Genomic DNA, 10,548 nt, shown 5'->3' with positions numbered 1-10,548 from the left:
TTGTCGTAAGCCATGTCTGGTCTCCAGTGTTCGGTTCCAAGGCCACCACGTGAGTGTGGGGGCATGGCCGAATGCCTGGTTTCCGAATCTGCCCGGGTCAGGGACGGCGCAGCCGCCGGCTTGCCGGGCGCAAAAGTTTTCTGCGCGCAGCAGCTGACGCATGCACGCGCTCACGCACGGGATCGCCCCACGCCACAGGCCCCCGCCCTCGCCGAAAAGTTTTGCGATCCTTGACGCGGGCTGATTTGGGGGCCATCCGGAGGATATGCTTCCACGCTCATGTGTGTGTGTTTTGAGGGTAGGTTTGCCCGACCCGAGCAGGCAAACGGCCCGACCGGACGCGGGAGACGGATGAAGCGGCGGGATCGTTTTGCCCCGCAAAACAGACCAGAGCGCAATCCGGCGGAGCGGCCGGGGAGGGACGTGCTCGCGAGGCGGGCAAACCGGGATGCCAGGCGCGACGCCGCGGTGAGGCCACATGGCCGAATGCGCGACGGACCGAAGGGCCGTTCTCCCCTGCGACACGCGCAGCCGAGCTGGGGAGGCCGCAAGGCTCTGGCCAAGGTTGATGTGCGGGCGACGCCGCTGCCGACTATAGGTATTGCTTGTCCGGGCATTCGACTTAAAGGGCGGGCGGACGTTCGCTGCGGCAGCGAAAAAAGTGAAGCAGGTCAAGAAAACCGGACGTTTGCCGTAAGATTTCGAACTGACTTGATGCGCCCTCAGCCTTTCTCGACACCGTGGCATGCCAACCCGGCTTTATCCAAATCAAGCGTCAAATTCGGTAGCGCTCGTCGCAATACTCGGCTACGATTTTACGAAAAGCAGGTGGTTGCATGGCACGCGGAGAACTGATGAAAAAGCTGTTGTCGAGCTACGGGCGCGACGATGAATTCCGTGGTGTTGTCGAACAGATCATCTCCGAAGAGGAAAAAAAGAACAACCGAGTGCTAGCACGGTCACTGCGCAAGGCACTGGATGGACTGACGACACGCCCGCAAGCCAAGGGTCTTTCTCCTTTGGTGCCGTTCCCAGACGAGGCCGGAGAGTTCATCCAGCGGATCGAACCCGTTCATACGCCCGATGACATTATCCTGACTCACGACAACATTGAGCTCTTCACTGGGCTACTGGATGAATTCCGAAAGTCCGAAACGATCAAGCGCCACGGGCTTCCCGTGCGTTCCAAACTACTGTTCTGCGGGCCACCTGGAACGGGCAAGACATTGTGTGCTGAGGTTTTTGCCGGCCAGCTGGGATTGCCGTTTTTCTTTGTCAAACTGGACAGCCTCATCTCTTCATTTTTGGGCGAGACTGCCACCAATATTCGCAAGACCTTTGAGTTTGCACGCCGCCAGCCATGCGTACTTTTTTTCGATGAATTTGACGCGATTGCGCGGTCGCGGGAAGAAGGCAACGATCACAGTGAACTGAGACGCGTGGTCAACAGTCTTCTGATCTTCATCGATCAGATACAGCCAGGTGGTTTTCTGATTGCCGCCACTAACCTGGACGCTCACCTTGATCCCGCCATATGGCGACGCTTCGATGAAGTAGTATGGTTTGACCATCCCGACGAAGCAATGGTCCGCAGGTATCTCACCAATGCGCTGAAAAACACCGAAACGGAGTTCGAAGCAGAGGATTTCGTTCAGAGCCTAGCTGATTATTCCTATGCCGAGCTTGAAAAAATTTGCAACCAGGCCAAGAAAATTTCTCTTCTTGATCGCCGAAAAAGCATTTCAAAGAAAGACTTTCGTGATGCCATCCGTTACGCTGAACGCCGCAGGATGCGATTAAGGAAATTATCGAACAACCAGTGAGGCCACTGTTGGCACAATACGATCATCTGCAACTGGTCAGAGCGAAAGAGCCTTTTGCACGCCGAAAAGACGGCAGACCCGGTCCAGCGCCCAAGCCGGGAAAGGGTCACGGAGGGCAAATACGGCGCGAAGCCGATGATGCGGTCGCACGTCAACGCGCCATCCGCCCTCCCCAATTTGTCGATCCATCCCTGATTCTGAAAGTCCACATGCATGGACTGGCCATGGAGGGAGACTGGGAACAGCTTGGACTCACGTTGTTAAATACAGACGATGACAACAATATCGTCTTGTTTTCTTCAACAGATGAACTGAGCGATTTTCGCAATAGGCTGGATGCCTATGAGGGACCAACACCTGCAGGTCAGAAGAATCCGAGCTACTCCGGTTTTATCAACCGTATCGGTAGTATTAGCACACTGGAGCCGCGCGACCGTCTCGGGATCAGGATCAAGGAAGCCGGTTTTACGGAGGTTTCTGATCTTCAAGACGGCCAAGAGTACATACTCGATGTCGAACTTTGGGAGTTCGGGACGCAGGCTGCGCGTCGTCGAAAGGCAGAAGAAATCATCGCGTTCATTGAGGAGCAGGGTGGAGAGCTATACGACCACTATTCTGGGCCATCTATCACGATGATCCGGGTCAAGGCTTCAGGGCAGTCTATCAGACCGATTTTTTCTGTTCCTGAAGTAGCTTTTATTGACCTTCCACCGGAGCCGGACATCGAAGCCAATCAGATCGTCCAGTTCGCGCTAGATGATGTTCCGCCCGTTGCGCCTCTTGACCCTGATCTGCCAATCATTGCTGTGTTGGATACGGGCGTGAACGATCATCCATTCCTCGCGGATGCGATCGTCGCGCGCGAGGCCTTTCCCAGCGAGCTCGGTGAAGCAGATATTGCCGGACACGGGACGGCAGTGGCCGGTGTTGCCGCGCTTGGTGATTTAAGGTCGCAGCTCGACGGAACCTCTTTGCAACGTGTGGCGAGAATTATCTCGGCAAAGGTGGTAACGGACGAGCGGAAGTTTTTTGATCGTCGGACGCTGCCGAGCCAGATGAGACAAACGATCCAGAGCCTAAATGCAAGTCATGGATGCCGGATATTCGTGATCTCTCTCGGCGACACGAAGGCTAACTTTGAGCAAGGACGCGTTGGTCCTTGGGCAACGACGCTGGATGAGTTGGCACGTGAGTTGAACGTCCTGATCTTTGTGTCAGCGGGAAACCGGCCCCCTCGTGGCGGTACATCAGTTGAGCAAGGCGTGACCCAATATCCGGGCTATCTCCTTGAAGTCGCAAACCGTGTATGTGAACCTGCTGGAGGCGCGAACATCGTGACGGTTGGTGCATTGGCTCATGCAAACGGCATTGGCCCTCAGCATGAATTTGATGCGCATATTCAGCCCATCACCGAGCGAGATGAACCTGCACCTTTCACGCGCACTGGCCCAGGCGCCGGAGGCATGACCAAACCTGATTTCGTCGACTATGGCGGGACAATGGTTTTTGATGCCGTGGCGAGGCGTTTGCAGACGGCCCCTCATCTGGCGACGGCAGGCCTGATTACAACAAACCACGATTTCTTGCGTCAATTGCTTACAAGCAAAAGCGGCACGTCTTTCGCCGCACCGATGTTAGCGAACAGGGCTGCGCAGTTGGTCAGACGTTTCCCCGGGGCATCAGCCAATCTGATCAAAGCGCTTCTGGCGAATTCCGCGACTGTTCCAGAGGCTTCCACTCGACGACTGTTGGCTCTTGATGCGCGTGATCATTCAAGAGTCCATGGTATTGGCCTCGTCGACACCTTGCGTGCGGCCTACTCGGATGATCACCGCGTTGTTTACTTCGTGGAAGACAGTCTGGAACTGGACCATTTCGCAGTCTATCGGTTGCCAATACCGATTGAGTTTCAGACAGGAGGAAAACGCACTATTCGGGTTTCTCTGGCGTATGATCCTCCGGTGAAAAGAACCCGCGCAGAGTATATCGGCACGCGTATGAATTTTCGCCTTATTCGGGGCTGCCCGGTCGATCACGTCTTCGAGTATTTTCGCTCTCGGGTGGGAGAGGGAACGGATCCCCCAGAGATGGCGGGAAAATATGATTGTGATCTGGTGCCCAAGAAGAACGCTCGCGACAAAAACACAATCCAAAGCGCCTCGATATCGTTCTCAGCCGACACAACACAATATGGCGGTGAATATCATCTGGTAGTACGTTGCGTGGGTGGCTGGGCTATGGATCAGGAGATCCGTCAAAACTTCGCGCTGGTAGTCGAACTGGAGCACCATGCTCAAGTGCAGCTGTATGCAAGGCTACGGCCGAGATTGCGGACCTGAAGACCCCGACATTTTCTAGCAATTTTTGCGCGTCTATCGGTAATCTTCGGACTAACAAACGTCAGCTTCGAGCAAGCCGCGCTGCGGCGAACTTTGCGCTCATCGAACGGCCGGAATCGGCCGAGTGTACGGCTTCAGTCCAGATCGACGCTGCCGAGGCGCGGCGCATGGACATGCGTCCGGATTAGGAACGCAGCGCCCGCGCCCGCGATAGCGCCGAAGAGATGCGCCTCCCACGACACGCCGGGTTGGCCCGGAAGAACGCCCCAGAGAATAGAGCCATAGAGGACACCGACCACCAGTGCCGCGCCCAGCGTGATCGGGGAGCGATCCACAAGACCGCGCGCGATGAGGAAGCCGAACCAGCCGAAGACCAGCCCTGACGCTCCGATATGGATGGCGGAGCTTCCGAACAGCCAGACAAGAGCACCGCCGAGGCCGATCACCACGGCATTCACCGACAGCAAGCCTCGCGTGGTTGTTGCCACCAGCAGCCCACCCATCACCAGGAGCGGCGGCGTATTGGCCATCAGGTGCGAGAAGCTCCCATGCAGGAGGGGCATAGCGATGACACCATCTAACCCGCTGCCGTGCCTGGGGATCAGGCCGAAGGCCGGGTTCAGGCCGTAGCCGGTGATCCAATTGACAACCTGAACCGCCCAGAGCAGCGCGACAAAGGCGGCAAGCGCCGCGGTGCGCCGGAAGAAGACGCGCATATGATCCCGGTTCATCATGTTGGCGACAGTAGTCGTCCCCACAGCGCCTTCAACGGCTTTCGCGCGCTGCACAGGGTGCCACCTCCGGGAAAGGGGGTTCGCGGCGGCCAAACTCGGTAGGGCTCAAGCCAAGAGAATGGCTCCGATCTTACACGGTGTTCCCAGGCCGCAGCGGCATGATTTAACGCTCGGGGCGCTTCAACGCTTCGGCATATTTGCGGGCATTGTCGTCAATCGCGCCGTGCCAGAGCTTTGAGACAAAGGCCTGGGCGTCTTGAACGGTCATGTCCTTCAGCGAAGAGGACAGCGCCATGAAGAGCTCATCCTCGCTGATCGCGGCGGCATAGTGCATGGCGTCCGCGTAAAATGATGGATCGTTGAGAACCTGATCGCTCAGGGGCATCCGCGCGAGGTTCTCTTCCGGGATCGCCATAAAGATCGTGTCCTGAAGGTCGGTCAGATAGGCGCGGCGCGATGTGGACACCGGCTTTCCCGCCGCCTTGGCCTCCAGATATGCATGCCTTGTCCTGTCGAGCTTTGCCCTTGCATGGGTCATGATGACATCACGCTGTCGTTCAGGCAGCGCAAATCCGGTGCAACGCTGGATATGAGCAAGAAGCTCTTCAACCTCGGCGTCTACATCAAAGCTCTCGAACCACGGAGCTTTTCCCAGTCTCGCCACCATGTGCCCACCCTCGACCATTCAATAATATATTATCGTATATCATATTCAGCAGATCGCAAGCAGATGCGTGCTTCGTGCAGCCAGACATGGAAAAAGGGGAACCGTGGTCTCACGGCTCCCCTTTCGGTTCAGATCGTCTTCTCTCGCGCGCTGGTCATGCGACCAATGACAACCCCGCGTCCTGAGGCTGCTCACCGCTGTCGATGAACGGGATGATCGAGAAGGTCTGGCCACCGCGCTGCTCCTCGTTTTGCACAGCGTTGACGCGCAGGTCGCCATCAGGCGTGTTGATCAGCAGCGACAGGTAGTCATTGCCCGTGCGGCTGCTTTTGGCCATCCAGGCCGAGCCAACGCGGATCGGCTTGCCACGCGGCGAACTGACCTCGATCCGGTAGTCCGGATGCGTGTCTTCGGTCTTGTAATCGTTCTCGATCAGCATGAACTCCAGATCGAACATCATGTTGGCGATGTAGCCGGTGAAGGCGTTGTCGGCGTCCATGGCGGTGAGCTCGCCCGAGATCGAGCCGGACTTCATCAGGCCGTTCGAGACCAGCGGGATGATCTCGAATTCGCCGCTCTGGGCTGTGCGCGCTTCCTTCGTCTGCACGGCATTGACGCGGAACGGGCCCAAACCGACATCGATCTGCATCGAGATGTAGGGATTGCCGCTGGTCGTGCCGGTCTCGTTCCAGGCCGTACCGATGCGCACCTTGCGGCCAGACTTGTTGACCGCCGTCACGTCGTAATCCGGGCTGCGTTCGGACATCTTGGCCCGCGCTTCCAGCTGGATGGCGATATCAAAGCGCGTCGAGTGAATCATGCCGGTGTACTCGGCGGCTGCGGTCTCGACATTGCGGGTGAGGGTTCCTGCGAACATGGGATAGTTCCTTTTGGATTGGCCGGTGTCTGACGTTCTTGCCAGCGCATCCGGGATTACTTTCTCGACCCCTTGAGGGATCACAAATCAGAAAGCTTGCTTTCCCTTTATGCCCCGCCCCCCGGCTCAGCGCTGCCGTCCGAGTGGGAATGCACCTACGCCTCCGGGTGCTACACCCCTCCCCTGCCCGTCTGGTCTTGATTGGCTGCCCGGATTTTCCGCGCCGTCCTCGGATCGCGCTATGAAGAACTCCACCTCTTTTCCGTTCAACCGGTGCCCGCTCCGGTCTGTCAGGCCGATGCAGCTACCATTCGGCACATAGGTGATCAGGTACTGACCGAGCCCGTCCTTGTGGACAATGTAGCCGGTATTGGCCCAATGCACGGTCTGCCCGGCATCGACGGCGGCCTTGATGTCTTCGAGTGTCATGCGATCCTCCTTACGAAGAATGGTGGGGAAACGACGCAAGAAGCCCGGTCGTCCAACCGGGCTTCCATGCAGCATTTGTTTGGCCAACGGCCGAGAGCTGTCAGGCACCTTGCGTGGCTTGCGTCGCGCGCGCCGCCATCCAATCCGTCAGGCCAAGAACCGTTCTTCCGGCGGCGACCTCGGAGGCCCAGGCAACCCTTGGGTCGCCGCAGGGCTCATCGCCGGAATGCCGGTCGATGTGGCCATTGGCCATCCATGGCTCGGGCTGTATCCGTCGCAGCCAGTCCGCCATGCTCGGGATACGGCCCTGACAGTCTTCGCGGACATGCTGCTCGCCGATCCAGCGCACGGGTATGTCCCGACCCGCGCTATTGGTCAGGGTCAGGCCGAAAACCCGTTCGGCCTCGAACAGGCCTTGAGCGTGGTGGCGCATGGCTCGGTGCGTGAAGAGCGCTAGGTGCTCTTTCGAGGCGTCAAACCAATCGTGCACGGCCTGATAGTCAGACGGCACCCCGCCGAATTTCCGGGCAGAGCTTTCAGCATGATGAAGCGGATGGGCCATCTCAAAGCCCCTCGTCATAGCTGTGCGAGCATTCGACATAGCGGTCCGCGTGATCGAGGATAATGCTGTCTAGTGCTATGTCCCAGGTCAGCGTGCCGTAGCCGCCCTCGTTGTTTTCGAACCCCGGATGATGGTGATAGGCAAGCGACCAGGCGAAGTCGCCAACTTCTGTGACAAGCGCCTCCGGCAGGTTAACGTCTGCAGGCTGCACCGTCACATCCTCGACATTTCCGGAATCGCCATAGCCTTCGTATTCGGCAGTGACCTCGCTGATGCCAAGCGTACGTAGTTGCGCGAGCAGCTCCGTTCGGGATGCCTTCAGCGTGGTTTCGCGCTCTGCACGCCACTGAGCCGCAAGCGCGGCATAGTCCATTTGGGGATTGGTCATGGGTCTGTCCTCTCGTCTGAATTTGGGGGGCCGGGCCGGGCAATGGTCAGCGCGCGTCCGGAAAGCGCAGATCGGCCAAATCCCGATCCACGCCGCCCGACCGGAAGCTCGCTTTGACTTTTCAGGCGGCTTGTTCTGCCGCTCTGGCGGCTCCCTGCCCCACGATCCGGGCCAGAATTCTTCCCGTGTCGATCCCGTCCCCATGCGGCAGGAACACCCGCAACTGGAAGGCGATGATCTCGGTGAAACAGCCGAGGGCCTTGAGGCCTTCGATCATGCCCCGATCCGCACCGCAGAGCTCGAGGCGCATCTCGCCTGCGACACGGCGACGGGTCAGGGTCAGACCCCGGCCCAGATCGACAGGCGCGGTGGTGCCGAGGGCGGCGGTCAACATCTCCTGCGGTGTTTGCGGGTTGGACACGAGGAAGCGGGCGCGCAGCGCGGCCGCACCTTCCTCGCTCAGCGTGCGCCCGATCATGGCGGTCGCCCCATCGGACGTGACCCGGTAGATGCGCTCATTGGTGGTCGGAATGTCCTTCCAGATCGGCAGCAGCAGCCCGGTCAGCAGGTAGAGCTTGGTTGTGGTAGTCTTTGGCAGGGACGCAGCCTCGGCATCCCAAAGCCGTGCAAACTCGGGCCTTCCAATGTCTTCCCAGGCCGAGGACTCGAACCGTGCCTCTTCAAGATAGCTCGACCCGTTTGGCCGCACCGCCTTGCGCATCAGCGTGACAATGTCCTCGTCATACATCTGCATGGGCCGCGCCGAGATGAGCGCCGCGCGGCCGGAGGCGCGATTAACCATCGGCAGCTTATCCAGATTGCGCGATATGGCCTCTTCGGCCCCAAGAACGTGGACCGGGTCGGTGACCTCCAGCCCGATGATCCGCGTCACCGCGCCGGATTTCGGGCAGGTCCAGAGATCCTCTGTGGAGACCTGCTCGATCTTTTCGCCGCGCAGGGTTTCGACGCCGAGATCGAGCGTGCCCGCCGCGCGCGCCCGTTCGGTCTGATCAGCAATCCGGCGCATGAACTCGGCAAAGAGCGCGTTCTGCATGTGGATGGGCAGGGCAAGCACCCGGTTTAGAAACCGCTGGATCGGGGGAAGCTCCTCAAGCAGCACCCTGTCCTTGTCGATCAGCCGCAGGGCTGTCCAGTCGGTGAAGCTCTCGTAGCTCATCGCCTCTGCCCGCCCGGCGGCAAGATCGGCGAAATACCCACGCAGCGCCGCCCGCGCGATCGGGCTTTCGAGATTGTCCTCCTCGCGGAACATGCCCTGCGAGCCGGTCTCGCGCTGACCCTTGGTCAAGGCCCCCAGCTGGTCGAGGCGTTTGGCTATCGTCGAGGTAAAGCGCTTCTCGCCATGCACATCCGAGGTGCAGACCCGGAAGAAGGGCGCGCTGACCTGGGCAGAGCGATGCGTGCGGCCGAGCCCCTGGATGGCCGCATCGGCGCGCCAGCCGGGCTCCAACAGGTAGTGCCGGCGTCGTTTCTGGTTCTTCGCCGTTTGCGCCGCATGGTAAGATCGGCCCGTGCCGCCCGCATCGGAGAAGATCAGGATGTCCTTCTCACCATCCATAAAGGCTTGGGTCTCCGACGAATTGCTGCTGGCGGCGCGCTTCTCGATGAAGAGATGTCCATCCTCGGCCTTGAGGGGCCGGATCGATCGACCCGTGACCTCGGCAACTGCCTCGTCGCCAAAGGCCCAGAGGATCTGATCCAGCGCCGAAGGGATCGGGGCCAGCGTCATCAACTCCATCATGGCCGCATCACGCAGGGCAAGCGCCTCGCGCGAGACGACCAGCGCGCCAGTTTCATCGCGCAAAGGTTCCGCCACCATGTTGCCGTCGATCTCGACCAGCTTTTGCGCATGAATCGGGAAGGCCTGTTCGAGGTATCCCAGAACATAATCGCGCGGCGTCAAGGCCCCCTCAACGAGTTCATCCTCCGGGTCCATCGCCTCAAGCCGGCGCTTCAGCAGGCTCTCACCCGTCGAGACCACCTGGATGACGCAAGCCTTGCCCACCGCCAGATCGTCCTTGATCGCGCGGATGATGGTCGGGGCTTTCATGCCCATCAGGAGATGGTTGAAGAAGCGCTGCTTCGTGCTCTCGAAGCGGGACTTGGCCGAGGCGCGTGCGGCCGAGGCATTGGTCTCGCCCGAGGCGTCGTTGACGCCGGTCGCAGTCAACGCGGCTTCGAGATTGTGGTGGATCGTGCGAAACGCTCCAGCGTAGGCGTCATAGACCTCGATCTGGGCCGGGGTCAGCGCGTGTTCCAGCACATCATACTCCACCCCATCAAAACTGAGGGCACGCGCCGTGTAGAGGCCGAGCGTCTTAAGATCACGCGCGACCACCTCCATGGCAGCCACGCCGCCGGCTTCCATCGCTGAAACGAAACCCTCGCGGCTCGGGAAGGGATATTCGGGGCCCTGCCCCCAGAGACCGAGACGCGCGGCATAGGCCAGGTTGTGGACGCTCGTGGCACCCGTGGCCGAGATGTAGAAGACGCGAGCGCGGGGTGCTGCCAGTTGCAGCCGGAGGCCAGCAAGGCCCTGCTGGGAGGGTTTGACCCCCCTGCCCTGCTCCGACCCGGCCGCGTTCTGCATGGCATGGGCCTCATCAAAGGCCAGTACGCCTTCAAAGTCTTCGCCCATCCAGTCGAGGATCTGGCTCAGTCGCGTGGTGCCGCATTTGCCCGCGGACCGCAGCGTGGCGTAGGTGACGAAG

9 protein-coding genes are annotated in these 10,548 nt (G+C 59.7%); 2 read left to right on the top strand and 7 right to left on the bottom strand.

Annotated elements, in window-relative coordinates; all coding sequences use genetic code 11:
* Positions 1-854: 854 nt before the first annotated feature.
* Together AC13D8_RS19170 and AC13D8_RS19165 are read left to right on the top strand one after the other, a co-directional pair.
* The gene (locus tag AC13D8_RS19170) at positions 855-1,823 is read left to right on the top strand and encodes an AAA family ATPase (RefSeq protein WP_197060313.1); all 969 of its coding nucleotides are present in this window, start codon (positions 855-857) and stop codon (positions 1,821-1,823) included.
* Positions 1,824-1,831: 8 nt separating this feature from the next.
* Positions 1,832-4,162, top strand: a complete 2,331-nt coding sequence (locus AC13D8_RS19165; protein ID WP_074940746.1) for a S8 family peptidase — start codon at positions 1,832-1,834, stop codon at positions 4,160-4,162.
* Positions 4,163-4,296: 134 nt separating this feature from the next.
* Here AC13D8_RS19165 and AC13D8_RS19160 read toward each other — a convergent pair whose 3' ends face one another.
* The 7 genes from AC13D8_RS19160 to AC13D8_RS19130 all read right to left on the bottom strand — a co-directional run.
* Complete coding sequence (locus AC13D8_RS19160; RefSeq protein ID WP_107817808.1) at positions 4,297-4,896, bottom strand: rhomboid family intramembrane serine protease; 600 nt, start codon at positions 4,894-4,896, stop codon at positions 4,297-4,299.
* Between the two features lie 163 nt (positions 4,897-5,059).
* Positions 5,060-5,563: a hypothetical protein gene (locus AC13D8_RS19155; protein ID WP_236553432.1), complete on the bottom strand. Its 504-nt coding sequence runs from the start codon at positions 5,561-5,563 to the stop codon at positions 5,060-5,062.
* A gap of 154 nt (positions 5,564-5,717) precedes the next feature.
* Positions 5,718-6,440, bottom strand: a complete 723-nt coding sequence (locus AC13D8_RS19150) for a DUF736 family protein (protein ID WP_037240043.1) — start codon at positions 6,438-6,440, stop codon at positions 5,718-5,720.
* Positions 6,441-6,566: 126 nt separating this feature from the next.
* The gene (locus tag AC13D8_RS19145) at positions 6,567-6,869 is read right to left on the bottom strand and encodes a hypothetical protein (protein WP_037240040.1); all 303 of its coding nucleotides are present in this window, start codon (positions 6,867-6,869) and stop codon (positions 6,567-6,569) included.
* Between the two features lie 100 nt (positions 6,870-6,969).
* Complete coding sequence (locus AC13D8_RS19140) at positions 6,970-7,431, bottom strand: DUF6915 family protein (RefSeq protein WP_037240038.1); 462 nt, start codon at positions 7,429-7,431, stop codon at positions 6,970-6,972.
* Between the two features lies 1 nt (position 7,432).
* Positions 7,433-7,819, bottom strand: a complete 387-nt coding sequence (locus AC13D8_RS19135) for a DUF6878 family protein (RefSeq protein ID WP_482970166.1) — start codon at positions 7,817-7,819, stop codon at positions 7,433-7,435.
* Positions 7,820-7,940: 121 nt separating this feature from the next.
* On the bottom strand, positions 7,941-10,548 hold a 2,608-nt coding region (locus AC13D8_RS19130), incomplete at its 5' end, for a strawberry notch family protein (RefSeq protein ID WP_482970165.1).

Source organism: Roseovarius sp. B-10, assembly GCF_056859295.1.
Note: the sequence above shows the minus strand (reverse complement) of the source record. Positions and strands in the feature narration are given on the sequence as shown.

Excerpts from the sequence above, each read along its gene's own strand:
- AC13D8_RS19135 (WP_482970166.1), bottom strand. The coding sequence starts at position 7,819 with ATGACCAATCCCCAAATGGACTATGCCGCGCTTGCGGCTCAGTGGCGT.
- AC13D8_RS19145 (WP_037240040.1), bottom strand. The coding sequence starts at position 6,869 with ATGACACTCGAAGACATCAAGGCCGCCGTCGATGCCGGGCAGACCGTG.
- AC13D8_RS19155 (WP_236553432.1), bottom strand. The coding sequence starts at position 5,563 with ATGGTGGCGAGACTGGGAAAAGCTCCGTGGTTCGAGAGCTTTGATGTA.
- AC13D8_RS19160 (WP_107817808.1), bottom strand. The coding sequence starts at position 4,896 with ATGATGAACCGGGATCATATGCGCGTCTTCTTCCGGCGCACCGCGGCG.
- AC13D8_RS19170 (WP_197060313.1), top strand. The coding sequence starts at position 855 with ATGAAAAAGCTGTTGTCGAGCTACGGGCGCGACGATGAATTCCGTGGT.
- AC13D8_RS19140 (WP_037240038.1), bottom strand. The coding sequence starts at position 7,431 with ATGGCCCATCCGCTTCATCATGCTGAAAGCTCTGCCCGGAAATTCGGC.
- AC13D8_RS19150 (WP_037240043.1), bottom strand. The coding sequence starts at position 6,440 with ATGTTCGCAGGAACCCTCACCCGCAATGTCGAGACCGCAGCCGCCGAG.